Source organism: bacterium SCSIO 12696, assembly GCA_024397955.1.
Lineage (GTDB): Bacteria > Pseudomonadota > Gammaproteobacteria > Pseudomonadales > Porticoccaceae > SCSIO-12696.
This window is the reverse complement of sequence record CP073744.1, coordinates 1,312,544-1,331,431: the sequence shown is the minus strand read 5'-3', so window position 1 is coordinate 1,331,431 and position 18,888 is coordinate 1,312,544. Positions and strand designations below refer to the sequence as shown.

The window sequence follows — 18,888 nt, the reverse complement described above, 5'->3', positions numbered from 1 at the left end:
TATTGTTGATTTTTTCTTCTGTTCTCTTTAGTGGAGTCGCTTTCGCTGGATCTTTGAACTGCAAAGGCACAGTTGAAGAAATTGCAATGCACGGAAATGATAAATTTATGGTGAGGTTAAGCAGTATGAATCTCCCAGTATTTTTTTGTAATCCTGAAGAAAGATGGACTGTTTCAGGAGTTAGTTACAGTACAGGGCCTGAAACTTGCAAAATGCTTTACTCAATGTTTTTGTCTGCGCTGTCTGCTGATAAAGAAATTGACTATGTATTGTTTGAAGGTAATGCTGTTCCAGCAAGTTGTGATACATGGGTATCCTGGACATCAGCGAATATTCGGTATGCGAAAGTCAAGAAAAATTGAATCAAAGATTTAGCTCTCAAATTTAAAAAATTTCTAACTAATCGTAAAATAATTTTTCATCAATGATTTATAGAAGCTAGGTTTTTGAACTAAGGATAGTCCATGCGAAGTCTGAAATTTTCAATGCAGGTTATTATTTTATTTTTGGTAATAAACTGCTGTTCTGCCTATGCAGCTGTTATTTCCTCTACTACCACCATAAAAGAGATTTATTCATACACGGTAACAGGCAGGGGTGATATATTGCTTACACTCGACATCCCAGCTAGTGATTGTTATGGATTTTGGCTGGACTCTTCGGATCCTGGGTTTAAAACTGTTTTGAGTATGGCACTGTCGGCATATCACTCCTCAAGTCCAGTTATGGTTTATGGTGACGAAGCTCAATTATTTTCAGGGTCTGGCAATACCTACTGCAAAGCCACCGTAATTAGACTACGCCCAAAGTAGCTGTCCAACCGATGGGTTCCACTTCTGCATTGTTTAATATGGCATTAGAAATTTTTTTGGATAAATTAAATTGAGACATTTAGTGTGAAAAAAGTAATATTTTTTGTTTTATTTTCAATACTTTCATTTCCTGTTCTTTCAGATACAAACGATTGTAAGGGACTCTATGTTGGGAAGATTTGGATTGAAAAAGGAGAAGGGTTAATGGGTGTGATATTTCATAATCATCCAAATAACACTTCAGGTTCTTATTGGGTGTATTTTAGTGGGTGGAGCGAGGAAGAAAAAAAGACAGCTCTATCACTTTTGACAACGGCAAAAATTGCCAAACACAGGGTAGAGGTTGTCACTGAGGAAGCAGACGGATGCAGTATCCAAACAGGTCAGCGGCAGGTCAAAAAACTCTATTTGGCGGCCAATCCGTAAATTTAGATGCTTTAGCTTGCCTCTGAACCGAAGAGTCCGCATCAGCTCAATCATTAGTATGGCTCGTATTATCTGTTTTCGAAAGGGGCCCCGTAATGCAGTCAGAGATATATCAGCTTAGAGTAACTTGGGGGTGTGAAGTTGACTGGTCAACAGCTGTTCAGATTCTGCCAACATCAGTGCTGCTCGCTGCTCAGTTAGCAGGTAAGGAAGTAACCATTGTCGGCTACGGCGCTTGTAATCGATGGGCCGATGGTGAAGATATCAACTTAGTTAGAGTTAGACACAACAATTAGAAGCTCGAGGAGTAACGATACAAGGCGATTAATGGCATTTGTCCTCGTTGCATTTTCTATTGGGCATGCTGCTTATGTTCTCGCTGGTTGTGGCTTAATAAAAAATAAGATCACAAAGGTCGCTTTTCAAACAGGCGGTTTCAAGTATCTGGTCGTTGAGTAGCTTCCTACTCACTTTTTAAAAAGCCGATGCTTTCACTCTTAGTTTTTAGGCTTTAGGAGAAAATTATGAGAACAGTAGTGTTGATGTGTATTTTGGCTATTTTCCCCTCGATATCCTGGGCTGGATGTTCGGGAGGATCGTGTACAGCAGTTAAGATCACAAGAATAGTAGTTAAGGTAAACGGTGACGTTAATATAGGTACTTCCGGTGATGAGAGCAATTTGGACTGTGATGATGGTGGATATGGCTATATCAAGCTAGAAAAGGCCTCAGAAGGTTTTAATCAACTCTATTCTCTTTTGCTTACAGCACACACTACTGAGCACCCAGTTTGGATTCGTGCCAACAGCGATCCAAGCGAGTGTCGCGTTGTTTATGTTGTGTCTGATAAATAAGACTCTATAAAAAATATTAAAAGTAAAATAGCCGTACTAAACATCATTTTCTAACAAGGAGTTAGTGTGAAATATATCGTATTCATTGTATTAATAGTTGCCGGATCGTTATGTCGTGTGTTGGCGGATGATTCTCTGCCGCCTCAAACAATAAAAAAGATTGATACTGGCTGGAGTAACGAAGCGATATATGTAGAGTTTGACAACGCTCTATCGGCCGATAACTGTCAAGCTTCTCGAGTAAAGTTTCATAAAGATCATCCCCTTCTTAAAGAAATTTTGTCTATAGCGTTATCCGCTTTTCATTCAAAATCAAAGGTTCAGATCAGAGTTTCCGGTTGCACTGGTATAGATTTTCGAGGTATTGCTATCTCGATTTTGGAGTAATAGACCATGAATGCATGTTGCGTAAAAATTGTTCACAGTGCTATGCCTATTACTGCCTGTGTTAATTTTTATGGGAACTGTCAAGGTATAAGTTTATGAAAAAATTATTATTTTTGAGTATGTTTTTGAGTTCTATCGTTCAGGCTGGAAGTAGCGAGGGTGTTGTTTCCAGTCCACTTGTTAGCTCTGGAGATGCATTTTTCTTTTCTGCAGGGGCGCACGTTAATAAACCATCGTGTGCTGTTCAAACATTAGGCTCTTGGGCTGTCGATCTCAAAACAGAACATGGTAAAGCGGTTATGTCTATAGTGATTGCTGCTCACGCACAGAAAAAACGAGTTCATGTGCAAGGTAAAAACAATTGTGATGTTTGGGGTGATAGGGAATCCATAGATTATGTTTTTATTGTTGACTGATGGGTGCAGAGTTATTAGCTCAGTGGTCAGGTTGCTGTATTGGAATCGGAGTATTTATGAACTTATTAAGAAACATCTTAGCAATAAGTATGCTTGCTTTCACATCAGTGAGTTTTTCCTCTGTAGGAACTGGAGAGTTCAATATATTAAAAGTTGAAGTTACGGACACATTTTTTACTGTTTATTCCGCTTCAGGGGCAGTAGCGAACGACGGTTGTGAACAAGCAGATAAAATGGTTTTTTGGCGTGCCGATTATCCAAACGGTTACGACTCACTACTAAGTGTTGCTCTCGCTGCGCATATGGGCAATAAGAAGATAACTATGTGGATGGATGGCTGTAAGTTGGGTCCTTGGGGAAAGGCCTTGCCGAAACCAGGCTCGATCGTTGTTACTGGTAATTGATCTGTTGAATGGCTTTGTATGAATCATACTAATATTCTGAGGTGAATGAATGAAGAAAACCATATCTATACTGCTATTCTTAATTGCTGCTTCTATGCCGTTAATAGTGAAAGCTATGGATACAGGAGGGTACTACCCAATTTCTAAAATATGGGCTTGGGCAGACTACACAGATGGCGTCGTTCTAGTACAGTTAGAAAATCAAAATTCTCTATGCCCGAATGGTTACTGGTTTAAGGACTCTTCAGGTGCTGCATCTAAAAATATTTTAAGCATAGCGTTATCCGCTTACCACGCTAAAACACCTGTTAGAGTATATGCAGATGAAAATTCAGATTGGAGTGGGCTATCTTCAAAAGAGTGCGAATTGAAATTGATTGTTATGGAATGACTCTAGAATAGATGCTAACCCTGATGTTTGTTGAGGCCCAGGAAATACACTAAAACTGACTGATTTTGAGTTAAAGAAAGGATAATTTAAAAAAATTTCAGCTGTTTTATTGGTTTTAAGTTGAATGTTAACCGAGAACTTAAAGATCACTAAGGAGTAAATGTATCTTATGAAAAAAATCATTTTAATGGCTATTGCTTTCTGTATATCTTCAAATATTTTTGCCGCTACTTTTACAGGAAAAGTTGAGACTATATTGTTATATGATGATGGAAATATTATTTACGTATATCCAAAAGGCGGTATCCCTAACCCTCCTTCCTGTCATGGCAGTAATGGTGATTACATGACTGTCTTAATGAATCGCTCCATGGCAAAAGAATACCTTAGCGCTCTTTTGGCAGCGATGATGGCGAAAAAAGACGTCACATTTAGGATATCGGATGACTGCCCAGAACAGTCTTTCGCAGTCAAACTGAATTACTTTAATGTTCATAGTGACTGATGGTGCATCGTCATTTATCGGCGTCTGACAAGTGAGCTAGAGGCTATTCGTAGTATTACGCTTCTTTATGTGCAGCTGCCTTTTTAAAAAGTTATAGTAAGGAAGATTCGTGAAAAAAATTATCTTTGGATTAGTCTTTCTGGTTGCTACATCAGCTATGGCAAGCAGTTCCTTTTAAGAGCATGAAATATCCAGGGTTGTTATACATGACAGTAATACCAAAATCTTGGTCTATTTAGATACGCCCTCTACGGATAATGAATCCTGTCAACACAAGGATTTTCTAGTGTTGGACAAGGCTCGTCCGCTGTTTGACGAAATATACGCCGCAGTCTTGTCATCATTTCATGCAGGTGGAAAAATTCGAGGTTGGGTTCATGGGTGTGACTCTTCATTCGATAGGCCTTTGTTGACTCGATTAGATCTAGTTAAGGAGTAGTAGAAATGATTTTTCCCAGATCAGGAAAATATATTGTGCCAGTGATATTCACCGCTCTACTGGGAAGCCAATTGGCTTATGCAGCGAGCCATTATGCGTCTGGAAAAATCAGCTCTCTATTAGCACATGCTACTAACCCGGCCATTCGCATTTCAGGGAATATTACTCCAGATGATTGTGATGGTGGCGATTATGGGTGGTTGTACTTTGCTGGAACTGTCGAAGAACGTAATAGACTTTATTCAAGTGCATTAGCGTTTTCTTTGGCAGGTAAGACTGTAACGGTCTATACGAACAATGATAATCAAATATGCAAGATTCATAATATTCAAGTCACCAGTGGTTTGGAGTAATCCTGGTGCTTGCTTTCAATGTTTATTGAACACTATTCCTATCAAAATAAAACGCAATCGTGTAGAGCTGTTAAGTATGAAAGTACTGATGTTTATTGTTATATTTCTGCTGCCTTGTCATGCATTCTCAGTGACTTATGAGGGAGGTGAGCGCATAATTTCTAGCGTTCGTTTCCATGAAAATTATATAAAGGTACGATTTGCTCCAGCGCCTCTTGGGTGTGAAGGTAATGACGATTACAGAGTGCATATTCATATAGACCAAATATAGACCAAAGTGCTGAGAATAAAGGCGAGCTTGTATCAGCCTTTCTGGCAGCTTATGTGGCAAAGTTAAAATTGCGCACATTTGGTATGAAGAAGGCGGCCCTTGTGGTCTAGGGAACACACTAAGACTGACTGCTTTTGAGTTGAAAAGCGAATAATTTGAAAAAATTTTTTCAGCTGGTTGATTGGCTTTAAGTTGAAAATTAACCGAGAACTTAAAGGTCACTAAAGAGTAAATGTAGCTTATGAAAAAGTTTATTTTAGTAGCTGTTGCTTTCTGTATTTCGTCACATATTTTTGCCGGAACCTTCACTGCAAAAGTTGAACAGATATTGCTCTATGATGATGCAAACCTCATTCATGTATATCCAAAAGGTGGTATCCCGAACCCTCCAGCTTGCCATGGTAGTAATGGAGATTATGCGACTGTAAATATGAGTCGGCTCATGGCAAAGGAGTACCTTAGTGCCCTGTTGGCGGCGATGATGGCAAAAAAAGACGTTATTTTTTAGGGTTACTGATGACTGCCAAGAACAATCTATTGCGGTCAAATTGCGCTACTTTACAGTCAAAGATGAGTGATTGCATTTTGCTTGGGGTGACGTGTTAATTATCAAAGGAAAGGATAGTGAAAAGATTAATATTTAGTGTTGTTGTATTAGCAGTTCTTTGTACTTCGGCATTGGTTTGGGCGGGAACAAAAGATTTTTCTGGCAAAGTGTCAGGATACAGCGTGTCTATCTGGTCAGGAAAAGAAATTTTCTTGTTCAAACTTGATAGTTCAGTTTCAGAAGGTTGTAACACAACGGGCAGATATGCAATAAATAGCGACAGCATGCAGTACAAATCTATCCAGGCAGCAATTATGTCTGCTTACCATGGAAGTTCAGATGTGCTTGTCAGAGCGAATGATGTTTGTACTATTATCGGGAATTCTTACGATGTTTATGGTGTACGTATTGGGAATATGCCATTTTAAATTTGATGCGCCGCCCAGCCTTGTTCAATACAGACGTTAATTGATCAATTATTAAACTAAAACCTATTTAGACTATCACGGCACTTTGCCGAGATCAGTGCTGCCTTGTTATATCTAGCACGCCAAGATGGATAACGAGCGGCGTTTTTCAGGTCAATAAAGTAGTGAGTTGTATAGCTGTTGGTTGATTTGGCGGCAGATTCAATATTGCTTGTTCGAGCGTCCGATAGAAATGCAACCTTTCAGCTGGCCTTTTGATCTTGAATCCAGAAGAGGTGGTGGGCTGTATAGGAGACTCGCCACGTCGATGTGGCTGGGGCTACGCCCGCCTAAGGCGCCCAAATGGCTATCCTGCCATTTTGTGACTCGGAGCATCCATGCTCCTCGGCCTTCGGCCGCTGGAGGTGCCCAAATCGGCTATCCTGCCGATTTGTCGAACCGATAGCTTCTCCGCTACCTATACGACCCACCATACGCAAAAAGGCCGTCCAACTGGACGGCCTTTTTGGCTCTCTATTGAGAATATGGTGGGTCGTATAGGATTCGAACCTATGACCAATTGGTTAAAAGCCAACTGCTCTACCAACTGAGCTAACGACCCGAAGAGGTGCGTATAATACTCATCAAATTTTCCAGATCAAGTGTTTTTTTGCCCTTTTTGCGGTTTAAACAGGACTGCTTGCCAGCCTGAGATCGCCCGTCGTTTGCGGCTGTGGTAGAATCCGCGCCCCTTGTAACAGACACGTCATATTTTCATGCTGCACGCCGAGAAGTTAACCATTGCCGAGAACACTGAGCACCGGGCTGTGGTGCAGGAGTATCTTGAGCATCTGCACGACAAACCCAAGTACAGTGCTGAGGAAGAGGCGTTTTATCGCGCTCGTATTGTGGAGCTGTTGGCGGCCAAAGACGCGGCGATTGTGGCTCATTATTACACCGACCCGGTTATTCAGTCTTTGGCGGAGGAAACCGGCGGTATCGTGTCCGATTCTCTGGAAATGGCCCGTTTTGGCAGCCAGCACAAAGCCTCTACCCTGTTGGTGGCGGGGGTTAAGTTTATGGGGGAGACCGCGAAGATCTTAACCCCAGAAAAGCGGGTGTTGATGCCTACCTTGGAGGCCACCTGTTCACTGGATATTGGCTGTCCGGCGGACGATTTCAGCGCTTTTTGCGACCAACATCCAGATCGCAAGGTGGTGGTGTACGCAAACACGTCGGCGGCAGTAAAGGCTCGTGCTGACTGGGTGGTGACCTCCAGTATTGCACTTGATGTCGTGGACTATCTGGATAGTGAAGGGGAAAAGATTCTTTGGGCGCCGGACAAGCATTTGGGCAGCTATGTGCAGAAAAAGACCGGTGCGGATATGCTGCTTTGGGATGGCAGCTGTATCGTTCACGAAGAATTTAAAGCCCGTGGCCTGTTGGATCTCAAAGAGGTGTACCCGGATGCGGCGATTCTGGTGCACCCGGAGTCCCCGGATAACGTAGTGCAAATGGCGGATGCGGTGGGCTCCACCTCTCAATTGATTGCCGCTGCCAGAGATCTACCCCACAAGCAGGTGATTGTTGCTACTGATGAAGGTATTTTCTTCAAAATGCAGCAAGAGGCACCCCATAAGGAGCTGATTATTGCTCCCACCGCTGGTCGCGGTGCCACTTGTCGCAGTTGCGCCAATTGCCCCTGGATGGGGATGAATCATTTGAAGAATATGGTGGAAGCTCTGGAGCAGGGTAGCAACGAAGTGTTTGTGGATGCCGACTTGGGGCGTCGCGCTATGGTGCCGTTGCAGCGGATGCTGGATTTTAAAAACAGGTAATACGGCTTCAGGCGGCGAGCTGCTAGCTACGTGCTGTACGTGCCACATAAAAAAACCGAGCTTTGTAGTGGGCTCGGTTTTTTGTAGACCGATCTTTTGCATCTCGCTCGCTCTGCCCGCAGCTAGTAGCTCGATGCCCGTAGCTTTATTTACAACTTCTTAATCTGCTGTTCCAATTCCGCCAGCTGAATCAATTTTTCATCAATAATGGCACTTTGCTGAAAATCGTGCCGGCTGAGCTTGGCGGCGTGGCCGAGTTGATCTCTGGCGAGCCCAAACGCTCCCACCAGAATAAAGTACTCCGCCCTGGCCCGGTGCAGGCCAACAATATCTCCCGCCAGACCTCGAACTTCCGCCAACTGATACCAAACTTGCGGGTCTGTGCTGCGTTTGCGTGACAGCTCGGTCAGTTGCTGGTTAGCCAGCTGAAATTTTTCGGCTTTGGTGTAAATGGTCGCTAGCTTGATTTTCAGAGCGTGGTCGTTGGGGTACAGCAGCAGTTGCCTCCGCGCCTGACTAATGGCGGTTTCGTGGTTGCCTTGGGCCAGCAGTAAATCCAGTTCGGCCAGTCTGTAGAGGTGATGATTGGAATCTTTTTGCAAAATATTTAACTGTTTGCGTGCTTCAGCCAGTTGATCGCTGTCGATCAATGCCAACACCAAACCGTATCGAGCCGCTTCTGGTGGCGTATTGGTGGTGCCTTTCAATTGGCTTTGAAAACGCTTTGCCGCTCGCCGGGGATTAGCATCGAAATGCAGCTGAATACGGGCGCGAATCAGGTGGTAATCCAGATTGTCCGTGTATTCTCTTTTGGGGTAGCTGTTGGCGTGCAGGTTGGTGTCAGAAACCCGATTTTCGGTGAGCGGGTGGGTGCGCAGAAATTCCGGTACTCGTTGGCCGGCAAAACGGCTGGCCCGTTGCATGCGTTCAAACATTTCCGAGGCGCCATTGGGGTCAAGGCCCGCCCGGTGCAGGTTATCAATGCCAATGCGATCCGCTTCCTGCTCATTTTGACGGCTGTAGCGCAGTGCTTGATCTTGGGACAACGCCTGTGACGCGGTAATGGCGGCAATGCCTGCGTCACTTTTGGTGGTGGCGGCGAGTACCAACCCTGCCAGCAACCCGGCCATGGTGGTCACCGAATTTTTTTTGCGCTCCTGTAAACCCCGGGCAAAGTGCCGTTGGCTCAAGTGGGCCAGTTCGTGGGTGAGTACCGAAGCCAGCTGGTGTTCAGTTTCGGCAAAATTGAATAAGCCATTATGCACGCCAACCACACCCCCAGGCACCGCAAAGGCATTCATATTGGGGTTGTCCACCATGACTATTTCAAGGCGGCGGTCTTTAAGCTCGCTGTGTACCAGTAGCTTGTAAAGAAGCTGCTCAACGTATTGCTGGGTTTCCGGGTCGGAAAATTCCTGGGTGCGGCTGCGGAACGCTTTCAGCCACAGGCGGCCAAGGTCGTGCTCTTTGGCCAAAGTCACGCTGCTGGAGCTAGTGTCACTCAATTCTGGCAGTTCGTTCTGATTGGCGGCAGCGCCCAGTGGCAACAACGCAGTTAGCAGTAAAGCGGTTAGGTGATACCTCAAAATGACCTCGGTTTTTTTAGCTCGCCAGTGGCATCCATATACCATAGACTTTGTGACTGTCTATCCTAAAGTACAAGGTAACGATTCGACAGTGAAAATTGCCCTCTGTTCTTGCCTGTGGAGCCTTTGATGTCGCCCAAGACCCCTAAAAACAGTATGAAGGGCCGATTTGACGGTTGGTTGACACGTTACTTTGGCGACAACGAAGCCATTATGCTCACCTTGATGCTGGTGGGTGGTCTGGTGATTGTGCTCACCATGGGCAAAATCGTGGCGCCGGTATTGGCGGCCATTATCTTTGCTTTTTTACTGCAGAGCCCCGTTGAACGTCTGCAGAGCTGGAAGGTGCCGCGATTAGCCTCAGTTTTGACAGTGTTTGTGGTGTTTGTGGGGGTATTGCTGGCTGCGCTTATCTTTATGGTGCCCTTGGTGATACGCCAGGCCAGTAACCTGTTGTCAGAAGTGCCGCGTATGGTTTCCCAGTGGCATACCGCGCTGATGACACTGCCGGAAAAATACCCGCAGCTGGTTTCTGAGGAGCAGCTGACCTCGTTGATGGCCCATGTTTCAGGCCAGTTAGCGATTGGTGCTGAGGGCATGTTGGCCGGGGTGTTTACCACGGTACCGGACTTGGTTGCCATTATTGTGTATTTGGTGGTGGTGCCTTTTATGGTGTTTTTTATGCTCAAGGATCGAGAGTCGTTGCTGCAAAGCTTAAGCGCAATGCTGCCAGAGCACCGCCCGGTAATGAGCCGAATTTGGGCAGAAATGAACGATCAGATGGCCAATTATGTGCGAGGTAAAGCGGTGGAAATTGTGATTGTTGGCGTAGTTACTTACATTGTGTTTCTGGTGCTTGGGGTCAACTACGCGGCGCTGTTGGGTTTGCTGGTGGGCTTTTCTGTGGTGATCCCCTATATTGGGGCTGCTTTGGTGACCATCCCCGTGGCTATGGTTGCCTACTTCCAGTTGGGGTGGGGTGGGGAGTTTATGTGGGTAATGCTGGCCTATGGCGTTATCCAGTTTCTCGATGGTAATGTGCTGGTGCCATTGCTGTTTTCTGAGGCCGTTAACCTGCACCCGGTAGCGATTATTTTGGCGGTTTTGGTGTTCGGTGGCTTTTGGGGAGTTTGGGGTGTATTTTTTGCGATTCCGCTCGCCACTTTGGTAAAAGCGTTGTACAACGCCTGGCCCCGCACCGAGGTAACACCCTTGGGGTAGCTTTTGTAACTAAATTAAATACCACAATAAAATAGTTTTTAGTTTAAGAATCAATCATTTACTTTTGTTTTGCGTCCATCGTTGGCGCTTGCTTTAAATAGACTGAAATGGCCAATTTCTGTAGAATGCGGCCGGTTTGTAATTTGACTACAGGGTGTTCTGGGGAGTACCTGAAAACTGCATCGCAGCGGTCACTTATTTTGAGAAAAGTAAGTTTTGCGATGAGTCAGTGGAAAATAATAGAGAGGCAGAAAAATTATGCAGAATGATATCGACCCCATCGAAACTCAGGAATGGCTGGATGCACTGGAATCCGTAATTCAGAACGAGGGGGGAGAACGGGCCTCTTTCCTGATCCAGCAACTGATGGATCGAGCTAACGACAACAGCATTCCTCTGCCCGCCGCCATTACCACCCCCTTCCGCAACACTATTTCAGTCATCAACCAAAAGCCCATGCCCGGCGACCTGTTTATGGAGCGCAAACTGCGTTCGATGATTCGCTGGAATGCCATGGCCATGGTGATGCGCGCTAATCGCCGGGAAGATGGTATCGGTGGCCACATTGCCTCATTTGCTTCTTCTGCCACTCTCTACGATGTGGGCTACAACTATTTCTTCCGCGGCCGCAATGAAAACCACCTGGATGACCTGATCTTCTTCCAGGGCCACATCGCCCCAGGTATTTACGCCCGCTCTTACCTGGAAGGGCGTCTCACTGACGAACAGATGGACAAATTCCGTTGTGAAGTGGATGGCGACGGCCTTTCTTCCTACCCACACCCCTGGTTGATGCCCAACTACTGGCAGTTCCCCACGGTTTCTATGGGCCTGGGGCCGCTGCAAGCGATTTATCAGGCGCACATCATGCGTTACATGTCTGCCCGTGGCCTGGTGGAGCGTCGCGACCGTCAAGTGTGGGCATTCCTCGGCGATGGTGAGTGTGATGAACCAGAAACTCTGGGTGCCATCTCCCTGGCTGGCCGCGAAGGCCTGGAAAACCTGACCTTTGTGATTAACTGTAACCTACAGCGCCTGGATGGCCCGGTACGCGGCAACGGCAAAATTATTCAGGAACTGGAAGGCGTGTTCCGCGGCGCGGGCTGGAACGTCATCAAGGTAATCTGGGGCCGCCACTGGGACGCCCTGCTGGAAAAAGACACTACCGGCCTGTTGCAGAAGCGCATGGACGAAGTCTGTGATGGCGAGCTGCAAAACTACAAGTTTAACGGCGGCGCTTACACTCGTGAGCACTTCTTCGGCAAATACCCAGAGCTGCTGGAACTGGTGAAAGAACTCAGCGACGACGAGATCATGAACCTCAACCGCGGTGGCCACGACCCGTACAAAGTTTACGCTGCCTACGCGGAAGCAGCAGCCCACAAAGGTCAGCCATCGGTAATTTTGGCCATGACCGTGAAGGGTTACGGTATGGGTGATGCGGGTGAGTCCGCCAACATCACTCACTCGGTGAAGAAGCTGGATATCGAGAGCCTGAAAGGCTTCCGCGACAAGTTCGGGATTCCCATCGGTGACGAAGAGCTGCCCAACCTGCCTTATTACCGTCCGCCGGAAGACAGTGCCGAAATGGCGTACCTGAAAAACCGTCGCGATGAATTGGGCGGCGCGGTACCGGCTCGCCAGTCAGACTTTGAGGCATTGAACGTACCGGAGCTGGATCTGTTCAAAAAGCAACTGGAAAGCACCGGTGAGCGTGAAATTTCTTCCACCATGGCGTTCGTACGTATTCTCTCGAACCTGGTGAAAGACAAAGAAGTGGGCAAGCGCATTGTGCCCATCGTGCCGGACGAAGCTCGTACCTTTGGTATGGAAGGTATGTTCCGTCAGCTGGGTATTTACTCTTCCGCAGGCCAAAAATACGTGCCTCAGGATCGCGACCAAATCATGTTCTACAAAGAGGACAAGAAAGGTCAAATTCTGGAAGAGGGCATCAACGAAGCCGGTGCCATGGCCGCCTGGACGGCGCTGGCTACCGCCTACAGTAACTACGACTGCCCCATGGTGCCGTTCTATGTGTACTACTCCATGTTCGGCTTCCAGCGCATTGGCGATCTGGCCTGGGCGGCCGGTGACTCTCAGGCTCGTGGCTTCCTGATTGGTGCCACTGCCGGGCGCACCACCCTTAATGGCGAAGGTTTGCAGCACCAGGATGGCCACAGCCACATCCTGGCCAACACCATCCCCAACTGCCGCAGCTACGATCCAGCGTACAGCTTTGAGCTGGCGGTGGTTATCCAGGATGGCCTCAAGCGCATGTACGGTGATAAGGAGAACTGCTTCTACTACATCACCACCATGAACGAAAACTATGTGCACCCAGCCATGCCTGAAGGGGCGGAAGAGGGCATTATCAAAGGCGCTTATCTGCTGGAGCAGGGCGGCAAGGGCAAGCTCAAGGTGCAGCTGCTGGGTGGTGGCACTATCCTTAACGAAGTGCGCGAAGCCGCTGCTATCCTCAAGAAAGACTACAAAGTGGATGCGGATATCTGGAGCCTTACCAGCGTTAACGAACTGACTCGCGATGGTCAGGCCTGCGATCGTTGGAATATGCTCAACCCGGAAGCGGAGCCCAAAGTGCCCTACATTACCAGCCAGTTGGCTGGTCGCGCCGGGCCAGTGATTGCTGCCACGGATTACATGAAAAACTATTCCGAGCAATTGCGCCCGTATATCCCGGCCAACTACAAAGTGTTGGGTACCGACGGCTTTGGTCGCAGTGACAGCCGCGAGGCGTTGCGCCGTTTCTTCGAGGTGGATCGCTACTTTATTGTGGTTGCCACTTTGAAATCTCTGGCGGATGAAGGCAGTATCAAAGCGTCGGTGGTTAGCAAAGCCATTAAGGACTTGGGCATAGACCCGGAAAAAGCCAACCCTCAGTATTGCTAAGGGCTGTCAAAAAACGATTTACCAGAAAAATAAGGTAGAAAAATATGTCCACAGAAAACGTTCTGGTTCCCGATCTGGGTGGTGCAGATTCTGTTGAAGTCATTGAGATTGCCGTTGCTGTTGGGGACAGTGTTGAAGTAGAGCAATCCCTGGTGGTGTTGGAATCCGACAAAGCCACCATGGATGTGCCTAGCAGTCACGCTGGCGTGGTCAAGAGTATCCTGGTGAAAGAGGGTGACACCGTTGGTGAAGGTTCAGCCATTGTTGAGCTGGAACTCAGTGGTGAAGCCGCCGCTGAACCCGCTGCTGCGCCAGCACCGGAAGCGCCTGCTCCAGAACCAGAGCCTCAAGTGGCCGAGCAGCCCGCGTCTGCCCCTGCCGCTGCTTCTGAACCACAACTGGTGACAGTGCCGGATATTGGCAGTGACGGCCAGGTAGACATCATCGAAATGAGTGTTGCGGTTGGCGATACGGTGGAAGAGGGCGATACCTTAATGGTATTGGAGTCCGACAAAGCCACCATGGATGTACCGGCACCGTTCAGTGGTGAGGTTACCGAATTAAAAGTAGCGGAAGGTGGCAAGGTGGCCACTGGTGATGCTATTGCCATGATGAAAGCCAGTGGCGATGCTCCGGTTCCGGCGGCAGCGCCTGCTGAATCCAAACCTACTGCTCCCGCACCACAAGCCGCTCCAGCCCCCGCGACTCCAGCTCCAGCAGCTGCCCCAGCTCCGCAAGTCACCGCAGCGCCTTCGGCAACTGTTCACGCAGGCCCGGCAGTACGTCACTTAGCTCGTGAACTGGGTGTTGATCTGTCCAAAGTAGCGGCCACTGGCCCCCGTGGGCGAATCCTCAAAGACGATGTTCATGCCTATGTGAAAACAGCGGTTAAAACCGCTGAAAGTGGAGCTGCTACTGGCGGTGGTGCGGCTATACCGCAAGTACCAGAAGTGGACTTCAGCCAGTTTGGTGAAGTGGAGTTAGTGAAGCTGGCGAAAATTGCCAAGGTGACTGCTGCCAATATGCAGCGCAGCTGGCTCAATGTTCCCCATGTTACCCAGTTCGATGATGCTGATATCACCGAGCTGGAGGCGTTTCGCAAGTCCATGAAAGCGGAAGCGGAAAAACGCGGCACCAAGCTGACGCCTGTACCTTTCCTGCTGAAAGCAGTGGCCAAAGCGTTGGAGCTGAATCCTGCGTTTAATCGTTCCCTGCACGCTGACGGCGAACACATTGTGCAAAAACACTATATCCACGTCGGCATGGCGGTGGATACGCCTCGCGGCCTGGTAGTACCAGTGATTCGCGATGTGGATAAGAAAGGCATTTGGGAGCTCACCGAAGAAGTGATGGCAATGGCGGTTAAAGCTCGCGACGGCAAACTGAAGCCGGCGGAAATGCAGGGTGGTTGCTTTACCATTTCTAGTCTCGGTGCCATTGGCGGTAAAGGCTTTACGCCCATCGTAAACACTCCGGAAGTGGGCATTTTGGGCATCTCCAAAGCGGAGATCAAACCGGTGTGGAACGGCTCCGAATTCACCCCGCGTAATATGCTGCCCCTGTGTTTGAGCTACGATCACCGCGCCATTAACGGCGGTGATGCCGGGCGCTTTATGACCACTCTGGTCAGCCTGATTGGTGATATACGCCGTTTGGTTTTGTAAAAGTCCTAAGATTTTGCAACAAAAAACACCCGGCATTGCCGGGTGTTTTTTGTTGTTATTGGTCTTTATTACCCTTATCGAGCGGCTGAAAAAACTGCGGTTTCCGGGTATTATGGCGCTCTTTGCAGTACTGGATAGCGGCTGCCGCCAGCCCATAATTGGAGAATAAGAATGGTTATCAAACCCAAGATTCGCGGCTTTATCTGTACCAACGCACACCCCGCTGGTTGTGCGGCCAGTGTTCGTGAGCAGATCGAATACGTCAAGCAACAGGGCACCATCGAAGGTGCGCCAAAGAAGGTACTGGTAATCGGTGCATCCACGGGCTACGGATTGGCGTCGCGCATTACCGCCGCGTTTGGTGGTGGTGCTGACACTTTGGGGATTTTCTTTGAAAAACCGCCCACCGAAAAACGCACAGCGTCGGCGGGTTACTACAACTCCGCCGCGTTTCACCAGGCTGCTCGCGCTGAAGGTTTGTATGCGGAAAGCCTGAATGGCGATGCTTTCTCAGACGAGCTGAAGGAAGAGACCATCGCCAAGCTGAAAGCGGAGATGGGCCCGGTGGACATGGTGGTGTACAGCCTGGCATCGCCGCGCCGTACTGACCCGAAAACCGGTGTTACTTACAGTTCCACACTGAAGCCTGTGGGCCAAAGTTACACCACCAAGGGATTGAACACCGATACCGAGGTGGTGGATGAAGTCACCGTTGAACCTGCCAGTGACGAAGAAATCGCCAACACGGTTAAAGTGATGGGCGGTGAGGACTGGGAGATGTGGATTGATGCGCTCTCTGATGCCGGCTTGCTGGCCCCTGGCTGTAAGACGGTTGCTTACACCTACATTGGTAAGGAACTGACCTGGCCAATTTACGGCAAAGCCACTATCGGTAAAGCCAAAGAAGACCTGGACCGTGCTGCCAGTGCCATCGATGCCAAGCTGCAGCAAAATGGCGGTGAGGCTAAAGTGGCAGTACTGAAAGCGGTAGTGACTCAGGCCAGCTCAGCAATTCCAGTAATGCCACTGTATATCTCTTTGCTGTTCAAAGTGATGAAAGAGCAGGGTTGCCACGAAGGGGTGATCGAACAGATTCAAGGTTTGTTTGCCGACCAGTTTTATACCAAAGGTGAGCGCGACCTGGATGAAGTAGGCCGCCTGCGTATGGACCTGAAAGAGCTGGATGATTCGGTGCAGGATGAGGTCAAGCAACTTTGGTCTCAAGTCACCAGTGAAAATTTACGTGAATTATCCGACTACGCGGGGTATCACCACGACTTCTTGCAGCTGTTCGGCTTCGGTTTCGATGGCGTCGATTACGACGCAGATATCAGCCCGCTGGTTGAGCTTTAACTGAAAAGGGCAGCGCAAGCTGCCCTTTTGCTTCGAGCAACGGGCTGCGGGCAACGTGCAGATCGAGCAAGTCCGTTACCCTCAGCGCAGTCATTGGCTGAATGCTTTCAAATAGCCATTGAATTTTTCACTGAGTTCAAGCAGGTTTCCACCATACTGCTCGCCGCCCGTAGCTCGAAACCCGTTGCCTCTTTCCAATGCCCAACCCGCAATCATGCTAGAGCAAATTTCCCCCCTTATCCGCCGAATCACTGCTCCCAATCCGGGCCCTATGACGGCTACGGGTACTCACTGCTATTTGGTAGGCGAGGAACAGGTGGCGGTTATTGATCCAGGGCCAGCGATTGACTCCCATATCCAAAACATTCTTGATGCTTGCGGTGATCAGCTTCGTTGGGTGGTGGTTACTCATACCCACCCAGACCACTCTCCAGCTGCACAGGCGTTGATAGCAGCGACGGGTGCTGAACCTATCGGCCAGGTAATGGCAGACGATGGCCACCAAGACACCAGTTTTCAAGTAGCTCGCAATATCGCTGACGGCGAGTGGCTGGAATGCGGTGAGTTCCGCCTCCAGGCTATTTATACGCCAGGCCATGTCAGCAACCATGTCTGCTACTTATTGCCAGAAGAAAATACTTTGTTCGCCGGTGACCACCTGTTTGGTGGTGGTTCGGTGGTGGTTATTCCACCCAGCGGTGATATGAAGGATTATCTGATGTCATTGCAACGCTTGCTAACCCTGGAGATCGCCACTATTGCGCCAGCACACGGAAGTTTGATTGACCAGCCCCGCCAGGAAATCGAAAAATTGATAGCGCACCGTTTGAAGCGGGAACGCAAGGTGGTGGCGGCCCTGCAACAGCTGGGGGAAGCCAGCTTGGAAGCTCTGTTACCGTTGGTGTACAACGATGTGGACGCCAGCCTGCATAAAATAGCCAGCTATTCCCTGTGGGCGCATTTGCTCAAGCTGGAAAAAGATGGCGTTGCCCGCAAAACGATTCATCACCACTGGGCCTTTGGTGAAGAGCACTGGGTGTTGAAGTAGCTAAATGCGAACTGCCTTTAATCGCTTAGTCGAAATGACAGGTCCACTGCCTGACAGTGCTTGGTTAGCGCTCCGGAAGAAATAAAATCAATGCCCGCTGCTGCGGCATCCGCCAGGCCCTCGGCGGTGATATTGCCCGAGACTTCCAGTTTCACCCGTTGTGCCGCAAGCTCAACGGCTTCTGTCACCATGGCTTTGCTGAAGTTATCCAGCATCACGATATCGGCACCGGCGTCGATGGCTTGCTGAAGCTCATCCAAACTTTCCACCTCCACTTCCACCGGCTTGTCTCGGTCGATCTGGCGAGCCTGGCTGACTGCGTTCTCGATGCCTCCACAGGCGGCAATGTGGTTCTCTTTAATCAGGAAAGCATCGTAAAGGCCGATACGATGGTTGTGGCAGCCGCCCACCGCAACCGCGTACTTTTGCGCCAGGCGCAAGCCAGGGAGGGTTTTGCGGGTATCAAGAATGCGAATATCGCGGCCTGCTAACAGGTCGGCGTATTGCCCGGCAACCGTGGCAGTGCCAGACAGTGTCTGTAAAAAGTTGAGCGCTGCACGCTCACCCGTGAGCAGGCTGCGGGCACTGCCCTGCAAGCTAAACAGCACCTGATTGGGCTCTACCCGCTGGCCATCCTCGACATGCCATTCAATGACCACTGCAGGGTCCAGTTGGTGATATACCTCGTTCACCCAGGCAACGCCACAAACAATTGCATGCTCACGGGTAATCACCGTGGCACTGGCTTGGCGCTGCTCGGGAATCAACAGGGCGGTAATATCGCCACTGCCAATATCTTCCGTCAGAGCACGTTGCACACTGGCCTGAATGTCTTGTTGTAACTCAGAGGTTATAGGGTGATTGCTCGGCATGAAATCGAACCTGTTTTTGATCAGCGCGGGATTATAGCCGCAAGGTCGTGAAAGGGCACTGTTTTGGGCTGATAGCAATTTGTGCACTCCGGTCACATGCCCGCGGTACTGGTGCCACAGCGACTGTGAAAAACGTCTCAAACAATACAAAAGCATTAAAAATGAAAAGATATTGTTAGTTCTTTTG

Annotated in this window: 19 protein-coding genes and 1 tRNA gene; 17 read left to right on the top strand and 3 right to left on the bottom strand. The window is 48.6% G+C overall.

Annotated features, from left to right (window positions below; all coding sequences use genetic code 11):
• Positions 1–2 precede the first annotated feature (2 nt).
• From KFE80_06095 to KFE80_06045, 11 genes are all read left to right on the top strand, one after another.
• On the top strand, positions 3–362 hold the full coding sequence (locus tag KFE80_06095) for a hypothetical protein (GenBank protein ID UTW46650.1): 360 nt from the start codon (positions 3–5) through the stop codon (positions 360–362).
• Positions 363–896: 534 nt separating this feature from the next.
• Positions 897–1,238 carry a hypothetical protein gene (locus KFE80_06090; GenBank protein UTW46447.1) on the top strand — a complete coding sequence of 114 codons (342 nt, stop codon included), beginning with the start codon at positions 897–899 and terminating at the stop codon, positions 1,236–1,238.
• A 524-nt stretch (positions 1,239–1,762) separates the two neighbouring features.
• Positions 1,763–2,092, top strand: coding sequence for a hypothetical protein (locus tag KFE80_06085; protein ID UTW46446.1), 330 nt, complete (start codon positions 1,763–1,765; stop codon positions 2,090–2,092).
• Between the two features lie 66 nt (positions 2,093–2,158).
• A complete protein-coding gene (locus tag KFE80_06080; GenBank protein UTW46445.1) occupies positions 2,159–2,479 on the top strand; it encodes a hypothetical protein in 321 nt (106 codons plus the stop codon).
• Between the two features lie 95 nt (positions 2,480–2,574).
• Positions 2,575–2,895, top strand: coding sequence for a hypothetical protein (locus tag KFE80_06075; protein UTW46444.1), 321 nt, complete (start codon positions 2,575–2,577; stop codon positions 2,893–2,895).
• Positions 2,896–2,951: 56 nt separating this feature from the next.
• The gene (locus KFE80_06070) at positions 2,952–3,299 is read left to right on the top strand and encodes a hypothetical protein (GenBank protein UTW46443.1); all 348 of its coding nucleotides are present in this window, start codon (positions 2,952–2,954) and stop codon (positions 3,297–3,299) included.
• A 49-nt stretch (positions 3,300–3,348) separates the two neighbouring features.
• Complete coding sequence (locus KFE80_06065) at positions 3,349–3,690, top strand: hypothetical protein (protein ID UTW46442.1); 342 nt, start codon at positions 3,349–3,351, stop codon at positions 3,688–3,690.
• A 169-nt stretch (positions 3,691–3,859) separates the two neighbouring features.
• Positions 3,860–4,195, top strand: a complete 336-nt coding sequence (locus tag KFE80_06060) for a hypothetical protein (protein UTW46441.1) — start codon at positions 3,860–3,862, stop codon at positions 4,193–4,195.
• A gap of 444 nt (positions 4,196–4,639) precedes the next feature.
• Positions 4,640–4,987, top strand: coding sequence for a hypothetical protein (locus KFE80_06055; GenBank protein ID UTW46440.1), 348 nt, complete (start codon positions 4,640–4,642; stop codon positions 4,985–4,987).
• Between the two features lie 512 nt (positions 4,988–5,499).
• A complete protein-coding gene (locus KFE80_06050) occupies positions 5,500–5,766 on the top strand; it encodes a hypothetical protein (GenBank protein ID UTW46439.1) in 267 nt (88 codons plus the stop codon).
• A gap of 116 nt (positions 5,767–5,882) precedes the next feature.
• Entirely contained in the window at positions 5,883–6,233 is a 351-nt protein-coding gene (locus tag KFE80_06045) for a hypothetical protein (protein UTW46438.1), read from the top strand.
• A 525-nt stretch (positions 6,234–6,758) separates the two neighbouring features.
• Here the strand turns inward: KFE80_06045 and KFE80_06040 are convergent.
• A tRNA-Lys gene (locus tag KFE80_06040) sits at positions 6,759–6,834 on the bottom strand.
• Positions 6,835–6,988: 154 nt separating this feature from the next.
• Between KFE80_06040 and nadA the strand changes: the two genes are divergently transcribed.
• Positions 6,989–8,050 carry a quinolinate synthase NadA gene (gene nadA / locus KFE80_06035; protein UTW46437.1) on the top strand — a complete coding sequence of 354 codons (1,062 nt, stop codon included), beginning with the start codon at positions 6,989–6,991 and terminating at the stop codon, positions 8,048–8,050.
• Positions 8,051–8,199: 149 nt separating this feature from the next.
• Here the strand turns inward: nadA and KFE80_06030 are convergent, their stop codons facing one another.
• Positions 8,200–9,636 (bottom strand): M48 family metallopeptidase, encoded by a 1,437-nt coding sequence (locus tag KFE80_06030; protein ID UTW46436.1) that lies wholly within the window; start codon positions 9,634–9,636, stop codon positions 8,200–8,202.
• 156 nt (positions 9,637–9,792) lie between these two features.
• Here KFE80_06030 and KFE80_06025 point away from each other — a divergent pair, with 156 nt between their 5' ends.
• The 5 genes from KFE80_06025 to KFE80_06005 all read left to right on the top strand — a co-directional run bounded on the left by KFE80_06025 (position 9,793) and on the right by KFE80_06005 (position 17,829).
• Complete coding sequence (locus KFE80_06025; GenBank protein ID UTW46649.1) at positions 9,793–10,857, top strand: AI-2E family transporter; 1,065 nt, start codon at positions 9,793–9,795, stop codon at positions 10,855–10,857.
• 258 nt (positions 10,858–11,115) lie between these two features.
• Positions 11,116–13,764, top strand: a complete 2,649-nt coding sequence (gene aceE, locus KFE80_06020) for a pyruvate dehydrogenase (acetyl-transferring), homodimeric type (protein UTW46435.1) — start codon at positions 11,116–11,118, stop codon at positions 13,762–13,764.
• Between the two features lie 44 nt (positions 13,765–13,808).
• Complete coding sequence (gene aceF, locus KFE80_06015) at positions 13,809–15,428, top strand: dihydrolipoyllysine-residue acetyltransferase (protein UTW46434.1); 1,620 nt, start codon at positions 13,809–13,811, stop codon at positions 15,426–15,428.
• 171 nt (positions 15,429–15,599) lie between these two features.
• Positions 15,600–16,781, top strand: coding sequence for a trans-2-enoyl-CoA reductase family protein (locus tag KFE80_06010; GenBank protein UTW46433.1), 1,182 nt, complete (start codon positions 15,600–15,602; stop codon positions 16,779–16,781).
• 271 nt (positions 16,782–17,052) lie between these two features.
• Positions 17,053–17,829 carry an MBL fold metallo-hydrolase gene (locus tag KFE80_06005; GenBank protein ID UTW46432.1) on the top strand — a complete coding sequence of 259 codons (777 nt, stop codon included), beginning with the start codon at positions 17,053–17,055 and terminating at the stop codon, positions 17,827–17,829.
• A gap of 17 nt (positions 17,830–17,846) precedes the next feature.
• Here the strand turns inward: KFE80_06005 and KFE80_06000 are convergent, their stop codons facing one another.
• Positions 17,847–18,701, bottom strand: coding sequence for a carboxylating nicotinate-nucleotide diphosphorylase (locus tag KFE80_06000; protein ID UTW46431.1), 855 nt, complete (start codon positions 18,699–18,701; stop codon positions 17,847–17,849).
• Positions 18,702–18,888 lie beyond the last annotated feature (187 nt).

What these genes read in the sequence shown, in the direction of transcription:
- nadA (UTW46437.1), top strand. Translation starts at nt 6,989, where the DNA reads ATGCTGCACGCCGAGAAGTTAACCATTGCCGAGAACACTGAGCACCGG.
- KFE80_06055 (UTW46440.1), top strand. Translation starts at nt 4,640, where the DNA reads ATGATTTTTCCCAGATCAGGAAAATATATTGTGCCAGTGATATTCACC.
- KFE80_06085 (UTW46446.1), top strand. Translation starts at nt 1,763, where the DNA reads ATGAGAACAGTAGTGTTGATGTGTATTTTGGCTATTTTCCCCTCGATA.
- KFE80_06060 (UTW46441.1), top strand. Translation starts at nt 3,860, where the DNA reads ATGAAAAAAATCATTTTAATGGCTATTGCTTTCTGTATATCTTCAAAT.
- KFE80_06005 (UTW46432.1), top strand. Translation starts at nt 17,053, where the DNA reads ATGACGGCTACGGGTACTCACTGCTATTTGGTAGGCGAGGAACAGGTG.
- aceE (UTW46435.1), top strand. Translation starts at nt 11,116, where the DNA reads ATGCAGAATGATATCGACCCCATCGAAACTCAGGAATGGCTGGATGCA.
- KFE80_06025 (UTW46649.1), top strand. Translation starts at nt 9,793, where the DNA reads ATGAAGGGCCGATTTGACGGTTGGTTGACACGTTACTTTGGCGACAAC.
- KFE80_06010 (UTW46433.1), top strand. Translation starts at nt 15,600, where the DNA reads ATGGTTATCAAACCCAAGATTCGCGGCTTTATCTGTACCAACGCACAC.
- aceF (UTW46434.1), top strand. Translation starts at nt 13,809, where the DNA reads ATGTCCACAGAAAACGTTCTGGTTCCCGATCTGGGTGGTGCAGATTCT.
- KFE80_06050 (UTW46439.1), top strand. Translation starts at nt 5,500, where the DNA reads ATGAAAAAGTTTATTTTAGTAGCTGTTGCTTTCTGTATTTCGTCACAT.
- KFE80_06070 (UTW46443.1), top strand. Translation starts at nt 2,952, where the DNA reads ATGAACTTATTAAGAAACATCTTAGCAATAAGTATGCTTGCTTTCACA.
- KFE80_06000 (UTW46431.1), bottom strand. Translation starts at nt 18,701, where the DNA reads ATGCCGAGCAATCACCCTATAACCTCTGAGTTACAACAAGACATTCAG.
- KFE80_06075 (UTW46444.1), top strand. Translation starts at nt 2,575, where the DNA reads ATGAAAAAATTATTATTTTTGAGTATGTTTTTGAGTTCTATCGTTCAG.
- KFE80_06065 (UTW46442.1), top strand. Translation starts at nt 3,349, where the DNA reads ATGAAGAAAACCATATCTATACTGCTATTCTTAATTGCTGCTTCTATG.